Here is a 25424-nt window from a genome sequence, read left to right as displayed (position 1 = left end):
CCTCTGGCCCGGCCTCGGCCTCGCGGCGGCGGCGATGGTTCCGGCAGAGACGCCCGCCGCCATCGCGCTCGCGCTCGCGGCGCTCTGGGTATTGACATGGGTCAGGGGCCTTCGGCAGGCAGGCGCGGCGAACCGGATGCTTGCCATCGCCTATGCGGCGCTCGCGCCGGGCCTCGCCGCGCTGGCCCTGGGCCGCGTCGGCGCGTTGCCGCCGGCGGCGGCGGAACATCTCGTCACGATGGGCGCGATGGGGCCGATGGTGCTTGCCTTCGCCGCCCGCGCGACCATGTTGCGGCCGGAGCGCGGTGCGCTTCGGCCACGCCCGCTCCACCGGATCGCCTTCGCCACGCTCTTCGCGGCGGCAGTCCTGCGGACGGCGGCCGAGGCGGCCGGAGACCCGGCGCCATGGATCACGCTCGCCGGTGCGGCCTGGACGGGCGCCTGGCTCGCCTTCCTTGGCGCGCATCTGCCCGCGCTGGCCCGACCGGCACCGTTCCCGATCCTGAGCGCGTCGCGCAAGATGTGAGCCCCCGGGGATGGCCCGCCCCCCGGTACGCACGGGCGATCCCGGGACCTACACGCTTGACGGCGCCGGGCTGCGCTGGGCTCACGCCCCGAAGCTACCGGATCGCGTTTCGGCGTCCGGGGCAACCCGATTTCACCTGCTGTCCCGGGTCGCCGACCCTCGATCCAGCGACCGGCAGGCCGCCGGACCGAGGGGGCGCAGGGACTGCCGCCCACCGGTCGCTGGCATTCGTCGGCGTCACGGCGTAAGGAACAGGCAACACCCGCCGCGGAACTCCTGTCCTTGCGAACTTCGTCAATGATGCCGCCTGCCACCGAATGAAACCGACCGAGCTCGACGCCGCGGATATCCGGATCCTGTCCGCTTTGCAGGATCATGGGCCGCTTTCCAAGGTCAGGCTGGCCGAGATGGTGGGCCTCTCGGCCACCCCCTGCTGGGCGCGGCTGACCCGGTTGACCAAGGCCGGGCTGATCCGGGGCTATCATGCCGACATCGCGCTGTCGCGGGTCGTCGCCGGGCTGGCCAAGGTGGTGGTGACGGTCTCGCTCAAGAGCCACCGCAGGGCCGATTTCGAACGGTTCGAGGCTCATGTCCTGCGCTGCCCCGAAGTGACCGAGTGCATCTCGACCGGGGGCGGGATGGACTATGTGATGACCGTGGTCACCGACAGCCTGCCCGCATTCCAGACCTTGATGGACGCGATGCTGGACGCGGAGTTGGGGATCGACCGCTACATGACCTACATCGTCACACGCCAGATCAAGTCGGCCCGCCCGGACCTCGCCCGCCTTGCCGCCACGCGGGACCCGAAGACCGTTGGCGGCGCGAAAGACTGAACGGTCCGCCTTCCTGCAAACATTGGTCCGATCGGTCTTTTGCGGCCGCATCTTTGGCCCGCTCACCCTGCCCGGTTTGCCTAGAGTCCGTGCCATCGATCCACCGCCGCGCGGTCTTTGACGGACCCGCCAGCAAGGGCACGCAGGATGACACAGGCTCAGAACTTCGGCTTCGGCACCCAGATCCGCAAATCCCCCTATTTCGAGGCCACCGTCCGCTGGGGCGCAAAGGGGTTCTCGGTCTACAACCACATGTATATCCCGCGCGATTTCGGCGACCCGGAACAGAACTTCTGGAACCTCATCAACGACGCCATCCTCTGCGATGTGGCGGTGGAGCGTCAGGTCGACATCACCGGCCCGGATGCGGCGCGCTTCATGCAGACGTTGACCCCGCGCGATCTCTCCAAACTGGCGGTCGGCCAGTGCAAGTACGTGCTGATCACCAATGCCGACGGCGGCATCCTGAACGACCCCATCCTGCTGCGGCTGGAGGAGAACCGTTACTGGCTGTCGCTTGCCGACAGCGACATCCTGCTCTGGGCGCAGGGCGTAGCGGTGCATTCCGGCCTCGATGTGACGATCCGCGAGCCCGATGTCTCGCCCCTTCAGTTGCAGGGTCCGAAATCCGGCGAGGTGATGCGCGCCCTCTTCGGCGACGGCATCATGGACCTGAAATACTACTGGCTGCGCCGGGTGGAGCTGGACGGCATCCCGCTCGTCGTGTCGCGGACCGGCTGGTCGAGCGAACTGGGTTATGAGCTCTATCTGCAGGACTCGTCGCGCGGCGACGAGCTCTGGGAAAGGATCATGGCGGCGGGCAAACCGCATGGGTTGAAGCCCGGCCATACCTCGTCGATCCGGCGGATCGAGGGCGGGATGCTCTCCTATCACGCCGATGCCGACATCACCACCAACCCCTACGAACTGGGGCTCGACCGGCTGGTGAACCTTGACGGCGGCGTCGATTTCATCGGCAAGGCGGCGCTGCAGCGGATCAAGGCGGCGGGCGTCAGCCGCAAGCAGGTGGGCCTCGTGATCGAGGGCGCGCCGCTCGGCGGACCCAACACCACCTTCTGGCCCATCCACCGCGACGGCGCGGTGATCGGCAAGGTCACCTCGGCCATCCACTCGCCCCGGCTTAAGCAGAACATCGCGCTGGCCATGGTGGCCGTGGACCATGCCGCGATCGGCACCAGGGTCCGGGTGGCGACGGGGCAAGGCATGTTCGACGCCGCCGTCGCTGACCGCCCGTTCTACGACCCCAAGAAGACGCTGGCCGCCGCCTGAGCGCCCGCCGAACAGGAGCAGATTCCATGAGCGACCTTGCGATCCAGCTGCACTGGCAGCGCGGCGAACGCGCCCTGCAGGCCGGCAAATACTCGAACGCCCATACCGTGCAATACGGCGTCCGTCATGATCTGCCCGTCGACGCCGCCCCCGACTGGGGCGGCGATCCGGCCAACACCAACCCCGAACAGGCGCTGGCCGCCGCGCTCTCCAGCTGCCACATGATGACCTTCCTCGCGCTTGCAGCCAAGGCGGGCTGGCCGGTGGCCAGCTATCACGATCATGCGGTCGCGCATCTGGGCAAGAATCCGCGCGGGCAGATGTCGGTGACCCGGATCGACCTGCACCCCGTCGTGCGCTTCGACACCGGCTTTGCGGTCGACGACGCACAACTGGCCGAGATGCAGGACCGCGCGCATCGCTACTGCTTCATCGCGAACACGCTGGCCGACAGCGTGGAGATCAACATCCTCTGACCCCGGCAGGACCGCGCATCATGCAAGACAGCGACATTCTTCTGTCCGATCTGGATACAAGCGGCATCCTGCGGCTGACCCTGAACGATAGCCGGCGGCGCAACGCCCTCTCCGAGGCGATGCTGACCCGGCTCGGCGCGGCCTTTGCCGAAGCGTCGGCCAATCCGGCCGTGCGGGTGGTGGTGATGGCTGCCCATGGCCCGGCCTTCTGCGCGGGTCATGACCTGAAGGAACTCACCGCAGGCCGCAGGGCGCCCGATGGCGGTCGCGCCCATTTCGCCAGGATCATGGCGCTCTGTTCCGGTGTCATGCAGTCCATCATCGCCTGCCCCAAGCCGGTGATCGCCGAAGTGACCGGCGTCGCCACCGCGGCCGGCTGCCAGCTGGTCGCCAGTTGTGACCTTGCCATCGCCGCGGCGGATGCCAGCTTCAGCACCCCCGGCGTCCATATCGGCCTCTTCTGCTCGACCCCCATGGTCGCTCTCTCGCGCACTGTCGCCAGCAAGCACGCGATGGAGATGCTTCTCACCGGCGACATCATTCCGGCCGCACGGGCGGCCGAGATCGGGCTGGTGAACCGGGTCGTGGCCCCCGAGACGCTACGCGATGCCACCATGGACCTCGCGCGCAAGATCGCTTCGAAATCCAGCCTGACGCTCGCCACCGGCAAGCGCGCCTTCTACGAACAGCGGGAGATGCCCCTGGCGCAGGCCTATGACCATGCCTCGGCGGTGATGGTCGCCAACATGATGGCGCGCGACGCCGAGGAGGGCATTGGCGCCTTCATCGGGAAGCGCAGCCCCCGGTGGCAGGACGCATGAGGGCGATGATGGCGAACCCCTACAACACCGATCTCGACCGCAATCCGGCGAACTTTCAGCCGCTGACGCCGCTGACCTTTCTCGAACGCGCCGCCAGCGTCTTTCCCGAGCATGTTGCGATCATCCACGGATCGCTGCGGCGGAGCTATGCGCAGTTCTACGCCCGCTCCCGCCAGCTCGCCTCGGCCCTTGCGCAGGCGGGGATGGGGCCGGGCGACACCGTCTCGGCCCTCCTGGCCAATACGCCCGCCATGCTGGAATGCCACTACGGCGTGCCGATGTGCGGGGCGGTGCTGCATTCGGTCAACACCCGGCTGGATCCTGCGGTCATCGCCTTCCAGCTCGATCACGCGATGGCCAGGGTGGTCATCGTCGACCGCGAATTCATGCCGCTGATGCGGCAGGCGCTGGCGCTGGCAACCGTCGCGCCGCAGCTGATCCAGTATGACGACCCCGAATACGACGCGCCCCGATCCCCCGACCCGGCCGAGGATTACGAGGCCTTCCTCACCGCAGGCGACCCCGATTTCCCATGGCTGATGCCCGAGGATGAATGGGACGCGATTTCCATCAACTACACCTCCGGCACCACCGGCAACCCCAAGGGCGTGGTGTCGCATCACCGCGGCGCCTACCTTCTCGCGCAGGGCAATGCGCTGACCACCTCGATGCAGAAACACGCGGTCTACCTCTGGACCCTGCCGATGTTTCACTGCAACGGCTGGAGCTTTCCCTGGACGCTGTCGGCCATCGTCGGCACCCATGTCTGCCTGCGGCAGGTGCGGGCCGAGCCGATCTGGACGGCGCTGGCCGACCATGGCGTCACCCACCTGTGCGGTGCGCCCATCGTGATGTCGCTGATGATTTCCGCCCCCGAAAGCGCCAGGCGCGCCCTGGATCGCCGCGTGCAATTCTTCACCGCCGCCGCCCCGCCGCCCGAAACGCTCCTGGCCGACATGCGCGCGGCGGGCTTTGACGTCACCCATCTCTATGGCCTGACCGAAACCTATGGCCCGGCGGTGGTGAACGACTGGCACGACAGCTGGTCATCCCTGCCCGCCGGGGCGCAGGCCGCGCTCAAGGCGCGCCAGGGGGTGCGCTATCTGACCCTCGAACAGCTGGACGTGCTGGACCCCGAAACCCTGCGGCCGGTGCCGCGCGACGGTCAGACCCTGGGCGAGGTGATGTTCCGCGGCAACGTCGTCATGAAGGGCTATTTCTGCAATCCCAAGGCCACGGCCGAGGCCTTTGCAGGGGGCTGGTTCCATTCCGGCGATCTCGGCGTGATGCACCCGAATGGCTATCTGCAACTGAAGGACCGCTCCAAGGACATCATCATATCGGGGGGCGAGAACATCTCGTCGATCGAGGTCGAGGAGGCGCTCTATCGCCACCCCGCCGTGGCCGTCGCCGCGGTCGTCGCCATGCCGCATGCCCGGTGGGGCGAGACGCCCTGCGCCTTCGTCGAACTGGCCGATGGGCGGGCCGCCGATGCGGAAGAGCTGCGCGCATGGTGCCGCAGGCATCTGGCGGCCTACAAGGTGCCGGGGAAGTTCGTGTTCACGACCGTGCCCCGGACGTCCACGGGCAAGATCCAGAAGTTCGCCCTCCGCGAAGTGGCGCGGACGTTCGAGGTCTGAAGCCATCGCCTGCTCGCCGGTTGCGACGACATTCACGCGAGCGTCCGCCTCGGCCTCCGGCGCGTTGCGGAACGAGCATGGGGTGACCGTCGACCATGGGCCGCGCCTACGTCGGGCTTCCATGATGCCGATCCGTCGCACCTGTCGCGGAAGGAGATCGTCCCCATCGAGACCCCTGCCGGTGATCGACGCGCTCGGCTTGCGCCGCAGGACCGCTAGTCCAGCCGGGCCTTCATCCGCGCGAGTTCGACCGAGTTTCTGGCCCCTGTCTTCTGCAGGACACGGGCCCTGTGAACTTCGACCGTCCGAATGGCAATCCCCAGCCTGTCGGCGATCTGCTTGTTCAGCTGACCGTCGAGGATGAGGGACATCACCTCCGCCTCGCGCTCGGAAAGCGAGGCAAACTGCGCGATGAGGTCGGCGCGGCTCATGGCTTCTGCCGCGCGGCTCTGGTGCAGCTCCATGGCCTGAAGCGCCCGATCGACGATCTGGTTGTCGTTGAACGGCTTTTCCATGAAGTCGAAGGCGCCGCCCTTCAGGCTTTGCACGGCCAGCGGGACATCGGCGTGGCCGGTGAGGAAGATCACGGGCGGCAGGGCCGCCGGACTGCCTTCGATCCGGACCAGCGCATCCACGAGCTGCGGACCGGACAGTCCCTCCATCCGCACGTCGAGGATGATGCAGCCGCAATCCGGCCGGGGCCAGCCCGCAAGGAAGCCCTCGCCCGAGGGCCAGAGGCGGGTGGGAATGCCGCGCGAGGCAAAGAGGAACCCGAGGCTATCGCGCAGGGCCTCTTCGTCATCAACGACATGCACGACCAAACCGGGCTCTTCTGTCATGGCTGCTTTCCGTCGGACAAGGCATAGGGCCGGGCGGTCCCGGGGGCGGGATCCGTGGCGGCCAGGGGAAGCCGGACGGTGAAGACGGTTCCGCCGCCAGGGTTCGGGGCATGGCTGAGGCTGCCATGCAGAAGTTCGACGATCGACCGGCAGATGTTCAGGCCCATGCCCATGCCGTGGCTCTTGGTGGTGGTGAACGGATCATAGAGCTGCTCGGAGAGGTCTGCAGGAATGCCCGGTCCCTGGTCGGCCACGTCAAGCCGCAGCATCGCGCCCTCGGTCCGCAGCCGGATGGTCAACTGGTCCCCGCTCCGCGGGCCCGTGGCCATTGCCTCGATGGCGTTGCGGATCAGGTTCACCATGACCTGCTCGATCAGGATGCGATCCGCCAGCACGGGGCCCGGCGCCGGTTCGGGAACGTCGAGCACCAGCCGCGCCCGAAACTCGCGCGCCTCGCCCGCCATAAGGCCCATGGCATCGGCCGCCACCTCGGCCAGGTCCAGCGGCACCAGCTGCGGCTCGCGCTTCTTCACGAAGTCCTGGATGCGGCGGATGATGAGTCCGGCGCGCCGCGCCTGCAGGGCCAGCTTCTCGAACGCGGTGCGCAACAATGGCGAGTCGGTCTGGCCCGCCTCGATCAGGTTCAGCCCGCCGGCCGCATAGGAGGCGATCGCGCCCAGAGGCTGGTTCAGTTCGTGCGCCAGCGTCGAGGCCATCTCTCCCATCGTCACCAGCCGCCCCGTGCGGGCCAGGCTTTCCTCCTGCGCGCGGGCCGTGCGGGCGCTGCGCTTGGCATCGGTGATGTCGATGACCGACCCCATCCAGCCGCGATGCCGCCCCGAGGCATCGATCAGCGGGGCCTCGTAGACCTGCACGTCGATCTCGGTTCCGTCGGAGCGGCGGAAGCGGCTTTCGAAGCTCTGCGGCAGGGCTGGTCCGGTTGCCAGCTGCTTCTGGCGGTCCAGGGTCTCCTTGACGGCGTCTTGCGACCAGTATGGCATCGGCGGCAGGCGACCGACCAGGTCGGAGGCGGGCAGCCCGACCAGTTTGCAGAAGGCGGCGTTGACATAGAGGATGCGGCCCGAATGGTCCTTGGCGCGCAGGCCCACGGTCAGGCTTTCCTCCATCGAGCGGCGGAAGGCCATTTCCGCGCGCAGGCGTTCCTCGGCTCGGCGGCGATGCAGGGCGTTGCGCTGCACGATCAGGAGGGCGACGACCGCGAAGGCCGCAAGGGCGATGATCGCGCCGAAGAGGGCGGCATTGCCGAAGGCGGCCGGGCGGTCGTAGGCGGTGATGGTCAGGGAGGTCCCGGCCAGGGGCGGGTCAAAACTGATGGTGTGGAACGGCGCCCCTTGCGCCACCGGCCGGCGGGCGCGGTCCGCGAGGGTGGTCGACGCATCCGAGATGCGGACGGCATATTGTTCGGCGATCCACCACGGGACATGGCGGTCCAGCATCATGGGCAGGGACATGGCAGCGACGATCAGGCCGCCATCGCCATCCGAACGGCGAACGGCCATCGGCGCAATACCCGCGACCGCCGTTCCGTAGACCGGACGGGCCGTCGTGGCCGAGGACCGCAAGAGCGTGTCGATCAGTCCCCCGCCCGCCGGACCCACGCCCCTGGGCACGGAAGCCGCAAGGCGGCCATCGCGGTCGAACCACTGGATGGACAACATCTCGGGGTTGGCGGCGATGTGCAGCCGCGCCCGCGCCTGCAGCGTTTCCATCGGCGTGCCGCTGGCGCCGTCCAGGGCAAGGCGCACCAGCATGTCCTCGTCCACGGCCAGCTGAAAGCGCAGGGTCTGTTCGACCCAGAGCGCGTCGGTCGCCAGCTTCGACCGTGCGCGCTCGGCGTCGGCCCGCGCCAGGATCCAGACGAGCGTCCCGACCAGCGCGACCAGGGCAACGATCGTGGCAAGCGGCACAAGCGACAGGATATCCCATCTGCGAAAGCGCATGAGGCTTTCGCTCGCCCAGAGGTCCGGGCGCGCTGCCGCATCCTGTGGGGCGGGCGGTCGGGTCATGTCCTTCGTGTCGCATCCTCCCGTTGGGGCGATTTCACACCCGCCCCGCGGCTCTGTCCATTGTGGATAGCCACAATATCGCGATGCCCTGCTTTCTGGCACCAGCAATGCATTCCGCCGGGGAGGGCGGAGAACCGGAGGAGAATCACATGTTGACCCGTCGCACTCTCGGCGCGCTCGCTGGCGCCACCGCTCTTGCCCTGTCGTTGGCTGCCCCGGCCTTTGCCCAGGACAAGATCATCATCAAGTTCAGCCACGTCGTCGCTCCCGACACGCCCAAGGGCAAGGCGGCGGCCAAGTTCGAGGAACTGGCCGAGGCCTATACCAACGGCGCCGTGGACGTCGAAGTCTATCCCAATAGCCAGCTCTACAAGGACAAGGAAGAGATGGAGGCGCTGCAGCTCGGCGCCGTGCAGATGCTGGCCCCGTCGCTGGCGAAGTTCGGCCCGCTCGGCGTGCAGGATTTCGAGGTCTTCGACCTGCCCTACATCTTTGCCGACTACGATGCGCTGCGGAAGGTGACCCAGGGCGAAGCGGGCAAGATGCTTCTGGCCAAGCTCGAGGACAAGGGGATCAAGGGCCTCGCCTACTGGGACAACGGGTTCAAGATCATGTCGGCCAACAGCCCGCTTCACGTGCCCGATGACTTCCTGGGCCTGAAGATGCGCATCCAGTCGTCGAAGGTGCTCGAGGCAGAGATGCAGGCGCTCGGGGCCGTGCCGCAGGTCATGGCATTCTCGGAGGTCTACCAGGCGCTCCAGACCGGCGTCGTCGACGGAACGGAGAACCCGCCGTCCAACATGTTCACCCAGAAGATGAACGAGGTGCAGAAGCACGCGACGCTCTCGAACCACGGCTACTTGGGTTATGCGGTGATCGTGAACAAGCAGTTCTGGGACGGGCTGCCGGACGACGTGCGGGCGGGGCTGGAAAAGGCCATGTCCGAGGCGACGGATTACGCAAACTCCATCGCCAAGGAGGAAAACGACAAGGCCCTCGAGGCGATGATGGCCGCAGGCACGACAGAATTCCACGAGTTGACCGAGGAGGAGCGGGCGGCCTGGATCGAGGCTCTGGCCCCGGTTCACGACGAAATGGCCGACCGGATCGGCGCGGACACGATCGCCGCGGTGAAGGCCGCCGTCGGCGGGTAAGGTCAAGTCCGAGGGCGGCCCCAGCGGCCGCCCCTTTCCATTTCAGCCCCTGCCCGCGAGGTGTGCCATGCTGCGCCTTCTCGACCGGCTAGAAGAAGTGCTGATCGCCACGCTGATCGCGCTGGCGACGCTGCTCATCTTCGTGTCCGTCACCCACCGCTTCGCCATCGGCTTTGCAGCCGACCTGGTCGGTTTCGCCCGCTCCCACGACATGGAGACGCTCGGCAACATCGCCCGGTCCAGCTTCAAGTCGATCAACGCGATCAAGCTGACCTGGGCACAGGAGGCGACGATCTACATGTTCGTCTGGATGGCCAAGTTCGGCGCCGCCTATGGAGTGCGGACCGGCATCCATGTCGGCGTGGACATCCTGGCGGAGCGGCTCGAAGGGGCGGCGCGGCGCTGGATCACCATCCTCGCGATGTCGGGCGGCGTGCTCTTCACCGCAATCATCGCCTGGATCGGGACCGATTTCGTCTGGCACGTGCGGGCGGGCGGCCAGATCACTCCCGATCTCGAACTTCCGTCCTGGATCGTCTACCTCGCCGTGCCGCTCGGCTCGGCGCTGATGTGCTTCCGCTTCGTGCAGGCGCTGCACCTCTACCTGACCACGGGCGAGGTCGCCCACCACGACCACGGGGCCGTCGACGGCCTCGACGAAGAAGCCGACGACCTTTCCAAGGGGGGCCACGGATGACCGCGCTCACAATCTTCCTGATCCTGGCGCTTCTGCTGATCACCGGGATGCCGGTCTCGATCGCGCTGGGGCTGACGGTCTTCACCTTCCTCTTCGGCTTTTCCGAGGTGCCGCTCGACGCGATCGCGCTGAAGCTCTTCACCGGCATCGAGAAGTTCGAGATCATGGCGATCCCGTTCTTCATCCTCGCCGGAAACTTCCTCACCCACGGCGGGGTGGCGCGGCGGATGATCCGCTTTGCCTCCTCGATGGTCGGTCACTGGTATGGCGGGCTCGGCCTCGCTTCGGTCCTGTCCTGCGCGCTTTTCGCGGCGATCTCCGGCTCCAGCCCCGCAACCGTCATGGCCGTAGGCTCGATCCTGCTTCCGGCGATGGTGAAACAGGGCTACCCGGCGCAGTTCGGGGTCGGCACGATCACGAGTTCGGGTGGGCTCGGCATCCTGATCCCGCCGTCGATCGTGATGGTGATGTATGCCGTGGCCACCTCGGGCATGGTCGTCAAGGGCCCGGACGGCGCCGATGTCATGTCCGCCTCGATCGGCGATCTCTTCATCGCCGGTGTGGTGCCGGGGCTCCTGCTCGCGATGATGCTGGGCGTCACCACGACCTGGCGTGCCTGGAAAAGCGACTTTCCGCGCCAGCCGCGCGCGCCCTTCGTCGACCGCTGGCGCGCCTTCCGGGAAAGCGTCTGGGGGCTGATGCTGATCGTCATCATCATGGGCGGCATCTATGGCGGCATCTTCACGCCGACCGAGGCCGCCGCCGTCAGCGCCGTCTATGCCTTCATCGTCGCGGTCTGGGTCTACAAGGACATCACGCTGCGCGAGGTGCCGAAGGTCCTGCTGAACTCGGCCGCGATGTCGGCGATGCTGCTCTACATCATCACCAATGCCGTGATGTTCGCCTTCATCCTGACCTCGGAACAGATTCCGCAAGCGCTGTCGGAATGGATCGTGTCGCTCGGCCTCGGCAAGGTCGGCTTCCTGTTGGTGGTGAATGCCCTTCTCCTCATGATCGGCATGGTGATGGAGCCTTCCGCCATCGTCCTGATCATGGCGCCGATCCTCTATCCCGTGGCGATGGCGCTGGGCGTGGATCCGGTGCATTTCGGGATCATGCTGGTCGTCAACATGGAGATCGGGCTCTGCACGCCGCCCGTGGGCCTCAACCTCTATGTCGCGTCGTCACTGTCGCGGCTGGGCCTGACCGAGGTGACACGCGCGACCTGGCCCTGGCTCCTGACCATGCTGACCTTCCTGATGCTGGTAACCTATGTTCCCGAGGTGACCTTGGCCCTGCCACGGCTTCTGGGATTGTAGAAGCCCGCGGCCACCGGGATGACCTCTGCCTCAGCCTCCGGCGCTCGGATGGCGCGCATCTGGCAGGCAAGTTCGCGACCCGCTTCTCCTGCGGCGGTCGTTCATCGAAGGGGGCGCGCCCCGGTGCGGCGCGCCCGACTGCGAAGCCCTCAGGGTCGCGGGATCAGGCCTTGTCGCGCGCATGTCTTCTCATCCTGCCGGAAAGGCGCAGTCCGTCCCGCATGTTCAATGCCAGCAGCGACAGATTGACCATGCCTGCCACGAGTTCAAGGGCCTGCACCGCATGGAACGCCGCATCAAACGACCCTGATGCGGCCTTGTGAGCAAGGAAAAGTGCGGAAGGGATCAGGACCAGCACGCCATTCGCCGCGATGATCGGCATCCGGCGGAACTTCTGCCCGACCAAGCCGCCGCGTGCCCGCCGGGCCATGGCCATGCCGGTGCCTCCCGTGACCGCCAGCGCCGGTATGAGCACGAGGAACCCCCAGGGAATGGCGGATTTGACTGCGACGACTGCGGCCTGCGATCCGAGGAGTTCGACGGCCACGGTCGAAACCCAGAAGGTCGCGATGGTCAGCAGCGCGATGGTGCCTGCGATCGGGTGGATGATCTTCTTCATCGTGAGAACTCCAGGCTTGCCACTTGGCTCGGCGATCCATATTGTCTCTTATATGCTTATTTGACATGATCATGTCAATATGGAGATCAGTTTACAAATGCCTGGCCCTGGCTTGCCGCCTGCGGACGAATTGACAGAGTTGACGCTCAGCCTCTTCAGGGTGAACAACCTGATGCTGGCCTGGGGCGACCGGATGGTTGCGCCTTTGGGGCTGACAAGCGCCCGCTGGCAGGCTCTGGGAGCCATCGTCGCGGCCGAGCGCCCTCAGCCGGTCGCCTGGCTGGCGCGCGATCTGGGCGCGAACCGGCAGAATGTGCAGCGGATCGTGAACGACCTGGAAGGCGAGGGGCTGGTCTCCTTCGCGCCCAACCCGCACCACAAGCGCGCGCAACTGGTGATGCTCACACCCAAGGGGCGCGAAGCCTACGACGCCGCGATTGCCCGTTATCGCCCGCGGGCCGAGGCATTGGCGGCAGGGTTCTCGGCGGACGAACTGGCGACGGCCCGGCAGGTGCTGCAGGCGTTGCGGCTGCGGCTGGAGGCGGACGCGGACTGAAGGCGATCAGCCGGGCGTCGTCGGGCGGGGCCCCGGTGACAGCTCCAGCACCGATTGCGCCAAGGCCTGGCGGTCCAGCCCGAAGTGCCGGTGGAGATCGCCGATGGTGCCGGTCTGGCCGAAGTGCTCGACCCCGTGCGAGACGCAGCGGTGGCCGCCGACCGAACCGAGCCAGGCCAGCGTCGCCGGGTGGCCGTCGAGGACGGTGACGACCAGGCAGTCGCGCGGAAGACCCTCGAACAGCGCCTCGACATGACTGCGGGCGGTGCGGTTGCCACGGGCGCGGGCCCGCTGCGCGGCCGTCCAGCCGGCGTTCAGACGGTCGGCCGAGGTGACGGCCAGAACCCCCACGTCGCGCCGGTGCTCGCCGATGATGCCGGCCGCCGCGATGGCCTCGGGCGCGATGGCGCCCTGATAGGCGATCACCACCTCGCAGTTCGGCCCCGGCCTGCGCAGCCAGTAGGCCCCGTCGATGGCACCCTGCCGGAAGGCATCGTCGTGGCGCTTGCCGGGCTGCTCCAGCGGGTTGGTGGTCAGCCGCAGATAGACCGAGCCGCCGGTCTCGTCGCGCAGCCAGGTGCGTTCGTCCGGGTCGCCATCGCCGTCGCGCTGCAGGTAATCGAAGGCCCATTCCAGGATGACCGCCAGTTCGTCGGCAAAGGCAGGCTCGAAGGCCGCCAGCCCGTCTTGCGACATGCCGGTCAGTGGCGTGCCGATGGACTGATGCGCGCCGCCCTCCGGGGCCAGCGTCACGCCCGAGGGGGTCCCGACGATGATGAAGCGCGCGTCCTGGTAGCAGGCATAGTTCAGCGCATCCAACCCGCGATGTACGAAGGGGTCATAGACCGTGCCGATGGGGAAAAGCCGATTGCCGAACAGGCTGTGCGACAGCCCCGCCGCGCCGAGAAGCAGGAACAGGTTCATCTCGGCGATGCCCAGTTCGATGTGCTGGCCTTCGGGCGTGAATTCCCATTTCGCGGTCGAGGGGATGCGATGCTCGATGAAGGCATCTGCCAGGGGCTTTCGCGCGAAGAGCTTGCGCCGGTTGACCCAGGGGCCGAGGTTCGTCGTGCCGGTCACATCGGGAGAGGTGGTGACGATCCGCGCCGCCAGTTCGCTGTCGCCCTTCGACAGATCGTCGAGGATTTTGCCGAAGGCGGCTTGCGTCGAGATCTCGCGCTCCGTGTCGATGGCGATGGCGGGTACGGGGATGCGGGCGTCATGATACCTGCGCCGGCCTTTGGCAAAGAACGGCACCCGCGCAAGGAAATCCTTTAGCGCCGCTTCATCCGGGACGGTGGCGAAGGGATCCCACTCCTGCCCCTGCGCCACCCCCATATGCGCCTGCCACGCCGCAAACTGCGTCGGGTTCATCAGTCCGCCGTGGTTGTCCTTGTGGCCGGCAATCGGCGTGCCCCATCCCTTGATCGTATAGGCGAGGAAACAGGTCGGGCGGTCATGGTCGATGCCTGCGAAGACCTCGGCCATCGTGGCCACGCAGTTGCCGCCAAGGTTCTCCATCAGCGCGGCGAGTTCGGCGTCGCTGCGCCGGTCGATCAGCGCCGAGACCTCGCCCTGATCGCCGAGGTCTTCCATCAGCCGCTTGCGCCAGACCGCGCCGCCCATGAAGGTCAGTGCCGAATACTGCTGGTTCGGACACCGGTCGATCCAGTCGCGCAAGGCGGGGCCGCCCGGCTCGGCAAAGGCCGCCCGCTGCAGCGCGCCATACTTCACCCGCACCACATCCCAGCCGAAGGCCTCGAAGATCTTCTCGACGCGGGCAAAGAGCCCCTCGCGCACGATCCCGTCCAGCGACTGGCGGTTGTAGTCGATGATCCACCAGCAATTGCGCAGGTCGTTCTTCCAGCCTTCCTGCAGGGCCTCGTAGATGTTGCCCTCATCGAGTTCGGCATCGCCCACCAGCGCCACCATGCGGCCGATGGGCAGGCCGCGGCCCCAGTCCTTTGCCGCGATGTAGTCCTGCACCAGCGAGGCAAAGGAGGTGATCGCCACGCCCAGGCCCACCGATCCGGTGGAGAAATCCACGTCGTCCACGTCCTTGGTCCGGCTGGGGTAGCTTTGCACCCCGCCGAAACCGCGGAAGTTCTCCATCCGTGCGCGGTCCAGATTGCCCATCAGATACTGGATCGCATGGAACACCGGCGAGGCATGCGGCTTGACCGCCACCCGGTCCTCGGGCCTGAGCGCCGAGAAATAGAGCGCGGTCAGGATCGACACCATCGAGGCCGAAGACGCCTGATGCCCGCCGATCTTGATCCCGTCCACCTTCGGCCGGACATGGTTGGCATGGTGGATCATCCAGTGCGACAGCCACAGAAGCCGCTGCTCGATGGTCTTCAGGTGATGGATGTCGGCGGGCATGGCAGGCTCCGGTTCAGGGGAAGGTTTGCGCGCCGCCCGGGCTGACCGGACGGCACTCGCGGCTTGGGAAGGCTCAGCCTTCCCTGTAGTAATAGCTGTAGCCGTTGATCGCGGGCGCGCCGCCCAGGTGGGCGTAAAGCACACGCGAGCCTTCGGGGAAGAAGCCCTTGCGGGTCAGGTCGATCATGCCCTGCATCGACTTTCCCTCATAGACCGGATCGGTGATCATCGCCTCGGTCCGGGCCGCCAGCCTGATGGCATCGTTGGTTTCCTCGGACGGCACGCCGTAGGCCGGAAAGGCATAGTCGTTGTTGATCACGATCTCGTCCTCGCGGACCTTGCGGCCCAGCCCCACCAGTTCGGCCGAGGCGTCGACGATCTGGCGCACCTGCGCGCGGGTCTGGCCCGGCGTGCCCGAGGCGTCGATGCCGATGACGCGATGGGCGCGGTCCTGCGCGGCGAATCCCACGATCATGCCCGCCTGGGTCGAGCCGGTGACGACACAGACGACGACATAGTCGAAGGTAAAGCCGAGCGCCCTTTCCTGCTCGGCCACTTCCTCGGCAAAGCCGATGTAGCCCAGCGCGCCGTACTTGTGCACGCTGGCGCCCGCCGGGATTGCATAGGGAACCCCGCCCGAGTCCTTCACGGACTGGATGGCGTTCTGCCAGCTTTCGCGGATGCCGATGTCGAAGCCGTCATCGACCAGCCGCGAATCCGCCCCCATCAGACGGGTCATCAGGATGTTGCCCACGCGGTCGTAGACGGCATCGTAATGCGGCACCCATTTTTCCTGCACGACCACGCATTTCATGCCGATCTTCGCGGCCGTCGCCGCCACCATGCGCGTATGGTTCGACTGCACGCCACCGATCGACACCAGTGTGTCGGCCCCCGAGGCGATGGCATCGGGCACGATGTATTCCAGCTTGCGCAGCTTGTTGCCGCCCATGGCAAGGCCCGAGTTGCAGTCTTCGCGCTTCGCAAAGATCTGCACCTTGCCGCCCAGCGCCTCGGTAAGGCGGGGCAGATGCTCGATCGGGGTAGGCCCGAAGGTGAGCGGGTAGCGTTCGAAATTCTCAAGCAATGACACGGGATCGCCTCCTAGGTTCCAACTGCGACAGAGACTATCAGGTCGGCCGGAAAAGCGGCTTCCATAGTTGGGTGAATAGTTCCTTGAAATTGTGCGTTCATGAGACATAAGTTTCATTTCAAAGTCTTCATGAGATCAAAACATGAAAGAATCTTCCACGCACGACCTGGACCGAATCGACCGCAACATCCTGCGCGCGTTGCAAAAGGATGGACGTCTCGCCAATGCCGACCTGGCCAAGTTGGTCAATGTCAGTCCGGCCACCTGCCACCGCCGAACGCAGCGCCTGTTCGAAGACGGTTTCATCGCCGCGGTCCGCGCCCAGATTGATCCGGACACGGTGGGGCTGGGGGCGCTGGTGATGGTCGGAGTTGTGCTGGACCGGTCGACCCCCGAAAGCTTTGCCGCCTTTGAGCAAGCCGTCGGCGGGATGAAGGAAGTGCTCGATTGCAGCCTTGTTGCCGGGGACTTCGACTACCTGTTGAAGATTCGGGTGCGCGACATGGCGGGCTTCAACCTGTTGCACGGGCGGCAACTGATTACCCTGCCGGGAGTGCGGCAGATCCGAACCTTCTTTGTGCTTAAAGAGGTCAAGGACAATGCGCCACTCTCCTTCTGACCGCCGCAGCCGGAGAGGCGGGTCGCCGCCGCCGGTTAACATTCGTCGTGGCTCTGCACAATCTCACCCGTCAGGGCGACCGGGTTCAGGATGGTCTGCGCGTTCGGGCTGTGGGCGATGGCCCTCGCATGGAGTGAGGCCAGCTGTTCGGGCGTGGCGTCGGATGTCACATGCAGGACATAGCGGATCTCGGGGAAGCCAACCGGCGCATTGCTGCCGATCCCGAGGAAACCGCGCAGGTCGAGCGTGGCGTCGAGATCGATGCGAACGCTCTCGAGCTGGATGCCCTCGGCCGTGGCTCCCGCCACGAAGGCGACCATCATGCAGGCCCCAAGGCCGGACAGCAGGAGTTCCTGCGGGTTCGGCCCGTGGTTCAGGCCCATGAGTTGCCGCGGCTCGTCGACCTTCCAGGTGAAAGACCGGCTGACCCGGTGCGGGCCGACACGCATGGGCTTGGCGGTTGCGCAGGACCGGGTGCCGCTTTCCCAGTCAAGGCAGACGCCATAGTCCATCACCGCCTGTTCCGGCGCGGCGGCAACTTCGTTGACGAACTCCGACAGGGCGGCGGTGGGCAGGCTGTTACGCATGGGCTTGTTCCTTTGCGGGGGCGATCCGGGCAAGGGCCTGGTCGAAGTCGGCAATCAGGTCGGCGGCATCCTCGATGCCCACCGACAGGCGCACGCAGCCGGGATGAATGCCGATGGCAGCACGCTGGCGGGCGGTGTAGCTGGCCTGAGAGGTGTTGAAGGGCAGGCTGACCAGGCTTTCCACCCCGCCGAGGCTGGTGGCCTGCTTCGGAATGCGCAGGGCGTTCACGAGTTGCTGTGCCGCCTGATCGCTTTCGACGAAGAAGGTCACGTTGCCGGTGCCGTTCTTCAGAAGCCGCCTTGCAACCTCGCGGTCGGGGTGGCTGTCGAGCAGCGGATAGAAAACCCGCCGCACCTTCGGGTGGCTTTCCAGATGGCGGGCCAGGGCATGGGCGCTTTCCTCATGCGTGCGCATCCGGATGGCCAGCGTCTTCAGCCCCCGCTCCAGGAGGAAGCAGGCATGCGGATCGAGCGAGCCGCCATAGTTCAGGAGCCTTGGCCAGATCATGTCGATCAGCTTGCGCGGCCCGGCGGCGACGCCGGCGATCAGGTCGCTGTGGCCGTTGAGGTATTTCGACGCCGAATGCACCACCACGTCGGCACCCTGTTCCAGCGCCCGCATCGCCACCGGGGGCGCGAAGGTCGCGTCGATCACCAGCCGCACCCCATGGCGGCGGGCAATCCCGGCCAGGCGGGGGATGTCGATGATCTTGAGAAGCGGGTTGGTGATCGCCTCGAAATACATCAGCTGGGTTTCGGGGCGGATGGCCGCCTCGATGGCGGAAAAGTCCTGCGGGTCGACAAGGCTCGCGGACATGCCGAAGGTCGGGAACTCCTGATTGAAGAGGTTCCAGGTGCCGCCGTAGAGGTCGGCCGAAGCCACCACATGCGCCCCCCGATCCACCAGCGCCATGACGGTCGCGGTAATCGCCGCCATGCCCGAGGAAAACACGATGGCCGACTCTGCCCCCTCGAGCGCGGCCAGCTTTTCCTGCACCGCCCATTGTGAGGGGTTGCCGTAGCGTGAATAGATGAAGCGGTCGCGGGCGAAGCCCTCCTCGATGGAGCCGTACTGATCGGCGCCGAGAAGGAAGGTCGAGGCCTGATAGATCGGCGTACCCACCGCCCCGGTGCGCGGGTCGTCATGGGTTCCGGCATGGACCGCTGTGGTCGAGGGTCCCGCGACGTCCAGTCGATGGCCGGGAAGGAACGGCCCGACATGGCGCTTGCGGTCCAGCCGGTTCAGCCAGCCGCCCCGGGTGTGCTGCGGTGCGTCACTTGCGGCATCGCCGCGGATCGGGGTCTGGGGCATGGGTGTCTCCATCGGGGTCAGGCCGCTTCGGCGTTGTGCTGGGCCAGCGCCTGCATCAGGTCGTCCAGAATGTCGTCCACCCCTTCCAAGCCCACCGACAGCCGCACCAGCCCCTCGGCGATGCCGTGGGCGGCGCGTTCCTCCGGCATGTAGGTGGAATGGGTCATAGACGCGGGGTGCTGGATCAGGCTTTCCGCATCGCCCAGGCTGACCGCGCGCTGAATGAGCCGCAGCCGGTTCATCATGGCGATGCCGCCCGCCTTGCCGCCCACCACCTCGAACGGGATCATGCCGCCGAAGCCCGCCATCTGCCGCCGCGCAAGATCGGCCTGCGGAAAGCTGTCGAGTCCCGGGTAATGCACGCATTTCACCGCCGGGTGCGCCTCCAGCGCGCGGGCGATGGTCAGGGCCGCGGCGGAATGGGCGCGGACCCGCAGGTCCAGCGTCTTGATCCCGCGCAACAGGAGCATGGCCGAGAACGGCGACATCACCGCCCCGGTCATGTCCTTGATGCCGACAAGCCGGACCTGCGCGATGTCCTCGGCCCGGCCCGCGATCAGCCCCGCGATCACGTCGCCATGGCCGCTGAGATACTTGGTGGCCGAATGCACCACGATGTCGGCGCCATGCTCGATGGGTCGCGTCAGCACCGGCGTCGCATAGGTGTTGTCCACCACCACCTTCGCCCCGTGCCGGTGCGCGATCTCGGAAATGGCGGCAATGTCCACCAGCCGGTTGTTGGGGTTGGCGGGCGTCTCGAAATAGACGATCCGCGCTCTTGGCCCGATCGCGGCGGCAAGATTGGCGGGATCGGACAGATCCACCGGCCGCACCGTCACGCCGAAGCGTGGCAGGCCATGCGTCAGGAAGGCGAAGGTGCAACCGTAAAGCGTCTTGTCCAGGATCACCTCGTCGCCCGCATTCAGGAAGGTCCAGAGCGTCGAGGTGATCGCCCCCATGCCCGATGCGGTGCAGAGCCCGGCCTCCCCTCCTTCCAGATTGGCGATGCGCCGTTCAAGCGCCTCCAGCGTCGGATTGGAAATGCGGCTGTAGAAATGCCCCTCGGCCTGACCTGCGAACATCGCGCCACCGGCCTCGGCGGTGTCGAAAGCGAAGGTCGAGGACAGATAGACCGGCGGGTTCAGCGCGCCCTGATGGTCGCGGGCATCATAGCCATGGTGAATGGCACGGGTGGCAAGGCTTTGCGGGGTATCGCGCATGGGGCTGTCCTTCTGGCTGACCACCAGGCTGCGCTTGTTGTCATGGCATTTGGTTGCTATTCATGCCATATTTGCCAATACAATTGGCATTTAATGCCACGAAAGGTCGCAATGGACGAGAAAGACCGCCAGATCATCCGCGCCCTGCAACGCAACGGCCGCGCCACGAATCTGGAGATCGCGGCCAAGGTTAACCTCTCGCCCTCGCCCTGCCTGCGCCGTATCCGGCTTCTGGAGGAAAGCGGCGCCATCCTCGGCTATCGGGCCGTAGCCGACCAGCGCGCCTATGGCCTGCCGGTGACGGTGTTCATCCGCATCCGGCTGGAGCGGCATAGCGGCGAGACGGTAAGGCACTTCGAAAGCCGCATCCGCGCGCTGGATGAAGTTCTGGAATGTCACCTGATGACCGGCGCGGCGGACTATCACCTTCGCGTCGTGGTCGCCGGGCTGGAAGCCTACGAGGACTTCATCCGCAACCGCATTCACCCGATCGGCGGCATCGCCTCGATCGACTCGAGTTTCGTCTATGGCACGGTCAAGAACACCGGCGTTTTCCCGCAGATCGAATGAAGCCGCCAATCGGCGCGCAGAACTGCCTCTCTGTCGGCGCCGGGACTTCACTCCCCGGGGCTCGGATCTCGCCGCAGCGCCGAAGCGCGATCGTCAGCATTCCTGCGAGCGGGTGCGTAGCGCGGGACCCCAATCCTGATGAGTCGAACCTTGAGGAGGGCGGAGGGCGTCCGAAATGCGGTTCCGGTGACGGCCGCACGCGAAGGGTCCGCAAGGAGACGACTGCTAACGCGTTGATTTATGGTACCGCCTCCCCGGCTCGAACGGGGGACCCCCAGATCCACAATCTGGTGCTCTAACCAACTGAGCTAAGGCGGCACTCCGGGGGGCATTTAGCGCCGCGTCCCCCCAAATGCAAGGGAGAGAATCCTTCGCGCGGGTCGCGTCAGAGCGCGCGTTCCCGGGTCTGGTCGACGACCCGCCGGCGAAAGGCCGTCGCCGGGGCCTCGGCCGCATGCGGCGCCAGGGTCGCGCGTGTGGACGCGGTTGAAGGCCCGTGCCGCGTCGACCCCATCCAACCATCCCCCGGTGTCGCAAGCGCGACCACCGGCCCCCCGGGCAGCTTCGCTCGGTCACTTGAGCCCATCACGTATCATCCCGCCTTGCCCCGGGCGCCGGTCCGCGCTAGCCCGGTCCGGAACGTACGGGAGGCGAGCCATGGGCATAGACAAGGAAAGCGACATCGTGGCCAACTTGCAGATCGGGCCCACCTCGCTCGGCATGGTGCGGATCTACGTGGAGGCCGAAGGGGTCGAACTGCCGCTCGACTTCGAGCCGGAAGAGGCCGAGGAGATCGCCGAGGAGCTCATCGCGGCGGCCGAGGCCGCGCGCGGCATGGGCGGCGCCGGCGGCAAGGCGGGCGCAAGAACGGGCGGCGCTAGGGGAAAACCCCGGAAAGGCTGATGCCGGGATCGCGCGCCGCCTGAAGCCTCAACGCGGCGTGGCGGGCGAACTTCTGCAGCATCACCTTGCGCCGGGCGCCGGCGAGCGGCGTCTCGGGCGACATGCGGACGATCTCCGCGTCATATCCGTCGGCGAGGATGAGCCCGGTGTCGGGCGGCAGCAGCTCGACCGGGAAATCGGCATCCACCGCCCAGAAGAAGCGGTCGGACCATTCGAGGTAGTTCTGCCACTTGCGGTCCGAGGTGAAGTCGGCGCGGCCCGACTTGCACTCGACGATCCAGACCTCCCCCTTCGGACCGAGCGCCATCACGTCGACGCGCAGGCCCGGCGCGGGCACCAGTTCCTCCACCGTGGCGAAGCCGTGGTGGAGAAGGTGCCGGCAGACGCCGCGGGCCAGGATCTGGCCGGGCATCAGCGCGAGGTCGGGCGACGGGGCGGAAACGGGCATGGGCGGACTATGAACATTGCGTGAACATTTGTCCAGCCCATGCCGGTCAGCAGGGCAGCGCCCGCGCGCTGCGCACCGGCCCGAACGCCGTCAGGGCGAGGTTGACGAGGAAGGTCAGCATCGCCGCCGCCGTCAGGAGCGAGCCGACGATGGCCATTCCGGGGTTGCCGCCCGTGGCTGAAAACGCGATGCCCGGCACCATCAGCCAGAGCCCGACGGTCGCCAGCCCGAAATGCAGCCGCGACAGGAAGCGCGCCGCCGCCGACGGCGTGACGTGGTAGAAGACGCCCATCAGCGCCATCGTGACGAAGCCGAGAAGGTTCAGGTGCGCGTGGGCGGGGGCGAGCGTGAAGTCGTGCGCCGTGCCCATCCAGATGCCGAGCGCCATGCCGCCCATGCCGTAAACCGCGCCCGAGGCGAAAAAGAGGAGGCCAATGCCTTTCATGATGATGACTTTCCGAAAAAATTGTCGGGTCGAATCCCGCTGAGGAGCAGGTAGCACGGATGTTAGCGTACAAACAGTAAGGGAAACCTGACCCCACGCACCCCCGTCCGCGGCGCCCTTGCGGTCGCGCCCCGCGCGTCCTAAATTGACCGGCGGCGGGTTCTGCCCTTCGCGTGAGAGGCCCTTTTCCAGTGGCCGATAATATCTTCCGAGGGAGCCGGCTCTGCCGGGACCGTGGTCCCGGTATCCGGCGCCCACCTGGTCAAGCCAGGCTCTCGGGAAATACACGCCTCCACGGTCGCCGCGGTTCCCGCCGCCCGCTCCCCGGACGGACACGGCGGCGATCAGTCGCGGCGCTGCGCCTTGCGCGTGCTAATGGTGGCATGGGCGAGCACGGGCACCGCCGGCCCGACCGGCATCCTCCGGCCGCGGCCGCTGTCGCCGTCCCTGTCCTCCATCCGCATGATGACGATGCCGAACTGGACGCCGGCGAAGACGATGCCGTTGAAGACGAAGAGCATCAGGCCCGCGACCCAGCCCATCGGCGAGGTGGAGACGAGGTGCCAGAGGTTCGCCACGTTGAGCCCGAGAAGCGCGCCCACGAAGACTGCGGACAGCGCGAAGCCGACGAGCACGTTGCGGATGTAGAGGCGGACGAGATCGGGCATGTGCATCTCCTCGGATGCACCGAGAATAGGGGCGCGCCGGGGGGCTTGCCAGTGTCGAAGCGTCGCAGCCCCGCGATCGGCGGGGGATCGCTCAGAACGCCTCGGGCCGTGCCTCGCGCGCCATGTGGTCGAGCACGGCGTTGACGAACTTCGGCTCCCGCCCGTCGGGAAAGAAGGCGCGGGCGACGTCGACGAACTCGGTGATGACGACCTTGGGCGGGGTAGCCGGGTCGAGAAGCTCGGCCCCCGCAGCCCGGAAGAGGGCCCGCAGGACCGGGTCGATCCGGTCGATCGGCCATTTCGCCACCAACGCGCGGTCGGTCATCTGGTCGATCCTGGCCTGCCAGTTGACCGCCTCGCCGACCAGCCGGCGGAAGAGGTCGGGATCGCCCTCGGCCATCTCGTCCTCGTCGTAGATCGCGCCGAAGCGGTGCGTCTCGAACTCGCGCGCGACCTTCTCGGCGGTCTGGCCGGCGGCCTCCATCTGGAAGAGCGCCTGCACGGCGTAGAGCCGCGCGGCGGAACGCATCCGGCGGTGCTCGGCGGCCGAGGGTTTGCGGTGGTCGGTCATGCCCTGTCGGTGCCTCCCGCCGTTCCGGCGATGCGGAACTCCTCGCCCGCGGGCTTGAAGCCGATCCCCTTGGTCTGGCGCGCCCACCTGCGCGACAGCGCGACGAGGTGCAGCGCCGCCGCCGCCGCGCCACCGCCCTTGTCCTGGCCCGCGGGATCGGCGCGCACGGCGGCCTGGTCGCGGTTCTCGACCGTGAGGATTCCATTGCCGAGGCAGGCGCCGTTGAGGCCGAGAAGCGTCAGGCCGCGCGAACTGTCGTTGCAGACCGTGTCGTAATGCGTCGTCTCGCCCCGGATCACGCAGCCGAGCGCCACGAACCCATCGTAGTCGGCCATGCGGAAGGCCATGCCGATGGCCGGCGCGATTTCCAGCGCGCCCGGGACCTCCACCAGATCGGCCGTGGCCCCCGCCTTGGCCGCCACCGCCCGAGCCCCGGCGACGAGGTCGTCGGCGATGTCGCGGTAATAGGGCGCGACGACGATCAGGAGTTTCACCGGCTTGTCGAAGGTCGGCAGCGGCAGCGTGGAGTGGGTCTCGGAACCGGCCATGGGTCAGCCTTTCGTGATGGGCCGCGTGCCGGCGATGTGAAGGTCGTAGGCATCGAGACCGAGGTAGCGGGTCAGCGGCGAATCGGTCAGCAGGATCAGTTGCCTGAGGCCCATCGAGGAGAGGATCTGCGCACCGAGCCCGGTCTGCTTGACCGTGCGCGGACCGTTGTCCTCGTTCTCCGCCAGGAGCTTCGCCTGCGGATCGCGGAAAAGACAGACGACGCCCCGCCCCTCCTCGGCGATGATCAGCATGGCGCGCGCCAGTTCGCCCTCCGGCGCGGGACCGAGCGCCAGCACGTCTTCAAGGACGTTCAGCGAATGGGTGCGCACCAGAACCGGCTCGGGCGTGGTGACATCGCCCTTGGTCAGCACGACATGCTCGGTCCCCTCGGTCACGTCGGTGAAGACGCGCATCGTCCAGTCGCCGCCATAGGCCGAGGTCACGGTCTTCTTCAGCGTCTCGCGCACGAGGTTGTCGTGGCGGCGGCGGTAGGCGATGAGGTCGGAGATCGTCCCGATCTTCAGCCCGTGCCTCTGCGCGAAGCCGACGAGGTCGGGTAGCCGCGCCATCGTGCCGTCCTCGTTCATGATCTCGCAGATCACGCCCGCGGGGTTAAGCCCGGCGAGCCGCGCGATGTCGGTCGCGGCCTCGGTATGGCCGGCGCGGACGAGCACGCCGCCGTCGCGCGCGCGCAGCGGGAAGATGTGGCCCGGTGTCGCGATGTCGGCCGGCCCCTTGGTCGGGTCGATCGCCACGGCGACGGTCAGCGCCCGGTCATGCGCCGAGATGCCGGTGGAGACGCCCTCGCGCGCCTCGATCGAGACGGTGAAGGCGGTCTCGTGGCGGGAGGAGTTCTTCGTCGACATGAGCGAGAGCCCGAGCGCGTCGATCCGCTGCGAGGTCAGGGTGAGGCATATGAGGCCGCGTCCGTGGGTCGCCATGAAGTTGATGGCATTGGGCGTGCACATCTGCGCGGGGATCACGAGGTCGCCCTCGTTCTCGCGGTCCTCCTCGTCGATCAGGATGAACATGCGCCCGTTGCGCGCCTCGTCGATGATCTCCTCGGTGGGAGAGATGGCGCGGGTCAGATCGTCGAGGGGATCGGTCATGGCTGCGGTTCCGGCTTGTTCCCGCCCGCGATAGCCCAAGCGGCCGGGGTTTGCCAGTGCGGAGGCGCTGTTCAGCCCTGAACAGCGCCGGCGCGGCCGAAGTAGCGGTCCGCAGGCAGGAAGCCCGCCAGCCGCGCCGCGCCGACCC

Annotated in this window: 27 protein-coding genes, 1 tRNA gene and 1 other RNA gene; 14 read left to right on the top strand and 15 right to left on the bottom strand. The window is 67.0% G+C overall.

The genetic code is table 11. The features are described 5' to 3' along the window. The 6 genes from F9K34_RS07370 to F9K34_RS07345 form a co-directional block, all read left to right on the top strand. Nucleotides 1–526, top strand: a 526-nt coding sequence (locus F9K34_RS07370; RefSeq protein WP_291336267.1) for an NnrS family protein, incomplete at its 5' end; no start/stop codon positions are given. 317 nt (nucleotides 527–843) lie between these two features. Continuing rightward, nucleotides 844–1362, top strand: coding sequence for an Lrp/AsnC family transcriptional regulator (locus F9K34_RS07365; protein ID WP_291336266.1), 519 nt, complete (start codon nucleotides 844–846; stop codon nucleotides 1360–1362). Nucleotides 1363–1509: 147 nt separating this feature from the next. After that, nucleotides 1510–2652, top strand: a complete 1143-nt coding sequence (locus tag F9K34_RS07360; RefSeq protein WP_291336265.1) for a glycine cleavage T C-terminal barrel domain-containing protein — start codon at nucleotides 1510–1512, stop codon at nucleotides 2650–2652. A gap of 26 nt (nucleotides 2653–2678) precedes the next feature. Beyond that, nucleotides 2679–3128, top strand: coding sequence for an OsmC family protein (locus tag F9K34_RS07355; RefSeq protein ID WP_291336264.1), 450 nt, complete (start codon nucleotides 2679–2681; stop codon nucleotides 3126–3128). Between the two features lie 20 nt (nucleotides 3129–3148). After that, entirely contained in the window at nucleotides 3149–3949 is an 801-nt protein-coding gene (locus F9K34_RS07350; protein ID WP_291336263.1) for an enoyl-CoA hydratase, read from the top strand. Between the two features lie 5 nt (nucleotides 3950–3954). Then, complete coding sequence (locus F9K34_RS07345; RefSeq protein WP_291336268.1) at nucleotides 3955–5589, top strand: acyl-CoA synthetase; 1635 nt, start codon at nucleotides 3955–3957, stop codon at nucleotides 5587–5589. A 215-nt stretch (nucleotides 5590–5804) separates the two neighbouring features. Here the strand turns inward: F9K34_RS07345 and F9K34_RS07340 are convergent, their stop codons facing one another. Together F9K34_RS07340 and F9K34_RS07335 are read right to left on the bottom strand one after the other, a co-directional pair. Next, nucleotides 5805–6428 carry a response regulator transcription factor gene (locus F9K34_RS07340; protein WP_291336262.1) on the bottom strand — a complete coding sequence of 208 codons (624 nt, stop codon included), beginning with the start codon at nucleotides 6426–6428 and terminating at the stop codon, nucleotides 5805–5807. Next, entirely contained in the window at nucleotides 6425–8455 is a 2031-nt protein-coding gene (locus F9K34_RS07335; protein ID WP_291336261.1) for a PAS domain-containing sensor histidine kinase, read from the bottom strand. The genes F9K34_RS07340 and F9K34_RS07335 overlap by 4 nt, the downstream gene beginning before the upstream one ends. Nucleotides 8456–8604: 149 nt before the next feature. Here F9K34_RS07335 and F9K34_RS07330 point away from each other — a divergent pair, with 149 nt between their 5' ends. The 3 genes from F9K34_RS07330 (at nucleotide 8605) to F9K34_RS07320 (ending at nucleotide 11625) form a co-directional block, all read left to right on the top strand. Continuing rightward, a complete protein-coding gene (locus F9K34_RS07330; protein WP_291336260.1) occupies nucleotides 8605–9609 on the top strand; it encodes a TRAP transporter substrate-binding protein in 1005 nt (334 codons plus the stop codon). Nucleotides 9610–9676: 67 nt separating this feature from the next. Beyond that, complete coding sequence (locus F9K34_RS07325; protein WP_291336259.1) at nucleotides 9677–10306, top strand: TRAP transporter small permease; 630 nt, start codon at nucleotides 9677–9679, stop codon at nucleotides 10304–10306. Then, a complete protein-coding gene (locus F9K34_RS07320; RefSeq protein WP_291336258.1) occupies nucleotides 10303–11625 on the top strand; it encodes a TRAP transporter large permease in 1323 nt (440 codons plus the stop codon). Before F9K34_RS07325 ends, F9K34_RS07320 begins: the two co-directional genes overlap by 4 nt. A 163-nt stretch (nucleotides 11626–11788) precedes the next feature. Here the strand turns inward: F9K34_RS07320 and F9K34_RS07315 are convergent, their stop codons facing one another. Then, nucleotides 11789–12244 (bottom strand): hypothetical protein, encoded by a 456-nt coding sequence (locus F9K34_RS07315; RefSeq protein WP_291336257.1) that lies wholly within the window; start codon nucleotides 12242–12244, stop codon nucleotides 11789–11791. A gap of 130 nt (nucleotides 12245–12374) precedes the next feature. On the opposite strand from F9K34_RS07315, the gene F9K34_RS07310 reads away from it, so the two are divergent. Next, nucleotides 12375–12800, top strand: a complete 426-nt coding sequence (locus F9K34_RS07310) for a MarR family winged helix-turn-helix transcriptional regulator (protein WP_291336256.1) — start codon at nucleotides 12375–12377, stop codon at nucleotides 12798–12800. A gap of 6 nt (nucleotides 12801–12806) precedes the next feature. Here F9K34_RS07310 and F9K34_RS07305 read toward each other — a convergent pair whose 3' ends face one another. Together F9K34_RS07305 and F9K34_RS07300 are read right to left on the bottom strand one after the other, a co-directional pair. Continuing rightward, nucleotides 12807–15182, bottom strand: a complete 2376-nt coding sequence (locus F9K34_RS07305; protein WP_291336255.1) for a transketolase — start codon at nucleotides 15180–15182, stop codon at nucleotides 12807–12809. A 73-nt stretch (nucleotides 15183–15255) separates the two neighbouring features. Then, nucleotides 15256–16275, bottom strand: a complete 1020-nt coding sequence (locus F9K34_RS07300) for a 1-aminocyclopropane-1-carboxylate deaminase (RefSeq protein ID WP_291336254.1) — start codon at nucleotides 16273–16275, stop codon at nucleotides 15256–15258. A 142-nt stretch (nucleotides 16276–16417) separates the two neighbouring features. Here F9K34_RS07300 and F9K34_RS07295 point away from each other — a divergent pair, with 142 nt between their 5' ends. Continuing rightward, entirely contained in the window at nucleotides 16418–16894 is a 477-nt protein-coding gene (locus tag F9K34_RS07295) for an Lrp/AsnC family transcriptional regulator (RefSeq protein WP_291336253.1), read from the top strand. A 35-nt stretch (nucleotides 16895–16929) separates the two neighbouring features. Here the strand turns inward: F9K34_RS07295 and F9K34_RS07290 are convergent, their stop codons facing one another. The 3 genes from F9K34_RS07290 to F9K34_RS07280 are packed head-to-tail and all read right to left on the bottom strand — an operon-like array spanning nucleotide 16930 to nucleotide 20013. After that, nucleotides 16930–17481, bottom strand: coding sequence for an OsmC family protein (locus F9K34_RS07290; protein WP_291336252.1), 552 nt, complete (start codon nucleotides 17479–17481; stop codon nucleotides 16930–16932). Beyond that, on the bottom strand, nucleotides 17474–18793 hold the full coding sequence (locus tag F9K34_RS07285; RefSeq protein WP_291336251.1) for a trans-sulfuration enzyme family protein: 1320 nt from the start codon (nucleotides 18791–18793) through the stop codon (nucleotides 17474–17476). The genes F9K34_RS07290 and F9K34_RS07285 overlap by 8 nt, the downstream gene beginning before the upstream one ends. Nucleotides 18794–18810: 17 nt before the next feature. Next, the gene (locus tag F9K34_RS07280) at nucleotides 18811–20013 is read right to left on the bottom strand and encodes a methionine gamma-lyase (RefSeq protein ID WP_291336250.1); all 1203 of its coding nucleotides are present in this window, start codon (nucleotides 20011–20013) and stop codon (nucleotides 18811–18813) included. A 111-nt stretch (nucleotides 20014–20124) separates the two neighbouring features. Between F9K34_RS07280 and F9K34_RS07275 the strand changes: the two genes are divergently transcribed. After that, nucleotides 20125–20583, top strand: a complete 459-nt coding sequence (locus F9K34_RS07275; protein WP_291336249.1) for an Lrp/AsnC family transcriptional regulator — start codon at nucleotides 20125–20127, stop codon at nucleotides 20581–20583. A gap of 241 nt (nucleotides 20584–20824) precedes the next feature. Here F9K34_RS07275 and F9K34_RS07270 read toward each other — a convergent pair. Then, a tRNA-His gene (locus tag F9K34_RS07270) sits at nucleotides 20825–20901 on the bottom strand. 339 nt (nucleotides 20902–21240) lie between these two features. Between F9K34_RS07270 and F9K34_RS07265 the strand changes: the two genes are divergently transcribed. After that, nucleotides 21241–21486 (top strand): DUF6324 family protein, encoded by a 246-nt coding sequence (locus tag F9K34_RS07265; RefSeq protein ID WP_291336248.1) that lies wholly within the window; start codon nucleotides 21241–21243, stop codon nucleotides 21484–21486. Here F9K34_RS07265 and F9K34_RS07260 read toward each other — a convergent pair. Both F9K34_RS07260 and F9K34_RS07255 read right to left on the bottom strand, forming a co-directional pair. Then, complete coding sequence (locus F9K34_RS07260) at nucleotides 21461–21934, bottom strand: MmcB family DNA repair protein (RefSeq protein ID WP_291336247.1); 474 nt, start codon at nucleotides 21932–21934, stop codon at nucleotides 21461–21463. The two genes, F9K34_RS07265 and F9K34_RS07260, sit on opposite strands and share 26 nt — an antisense overlap. A gap of 46 nt (nucleotides 21935–21980) precedes the next feature. Beyond that, a complete protein-coding gene (locus tag F9K34_RS07255) occupies nucleotides 21981–22379 on the bottom strand; it encodes a hypothetical protein (protein ID WP_291336246.1) in 399 nt (132 codons plus the stop codon). 156 nt (nucleotides 22380–22535) lie between these two features. Between F9K34_RS07255 and ssrS the strand changes: the two genes are divergently transcribed. Then, nucleotides 22536–22693: non-coding RNA, 6S RNA (ssrS, locus tag F9K34_RS07250), on the top strand. A 30-nt stretch (nucleotides 22694–22723) separates the two neighbouring features. On the opposite strand, the gene F9K34_RS07245 is transcribed toward ssrS, so the two are convergent. The 4 genes from F9K34_RS07245 to ribB all read right to left on the bottom strand — a co-directional run bounded on the left by F9K34_RS07245 (nucleotide 22724) and on the right by ribB (nucleotide 25276). Beyond that, nucleotides 22724–23047 (bottom strand): hypothetical protein, encoded by a 324-nt coding sequence (locus tag F9K34_RS07245; protein ID WP_291336245.1) that lies wholly within the window; start codon nucleotides 23045–23047, stop codon nucleotides 22724–22726. 91 nt (nucleotides 23048–23138) lie between these two features. Continuing rightward, a complete protein-coding gene (gene nusB, locus F9K34_RS07240) occupies nucleotides 23139–23618 on the bottom strand; it encodes a transcription antitermination factor NusB (RefSeq protein WP_291336244.1) in 480 nt (159 codons plus the stop codon). Beyond that, nucleotides 23615–24166, bottom strand: a complete 552-nt coding sequence (locus tag F9K34_RS07235; protein ID WP_291336243.1) for a 6,7-dimethyl-8-ribityllumazine synthase — start codon at nucleotides 24164–24166, stop codon at nucleotides 23615–23617. The genes nusB and F9K34_RS07235 overlap by 4 nt, the downstream gene beginning before the upstream one ends. Nucleotides 24167–24169: 3 nt before the next feature. Beyond that, entirely contained in the window at nucleotides 24170–25276 is a 1107-nt protein-coding gene (gene ribB, locus F9K34_RS07230; protein WP_291336242.1) for a 3,4-dihydroxy-2-butanone-4-phosphate synthase, read from the bottom strand. Nucleotides 25277–25424 lie beyond the last annotated feature (148 nt).

The sequence above is a fragment of the Albidovulum sp. genome, assembly GCF_008933605.1.
GTDB lineage: Bacteria > Pseudomonadota > Alphaproteobacteria > Rhodobacterales > Rhodobacteraceae > Albidovulum.
Note: the sequence above shows the minus strand (reverse complement) of the source record. Positions and strands in the feature narration are given on the sequence as shown.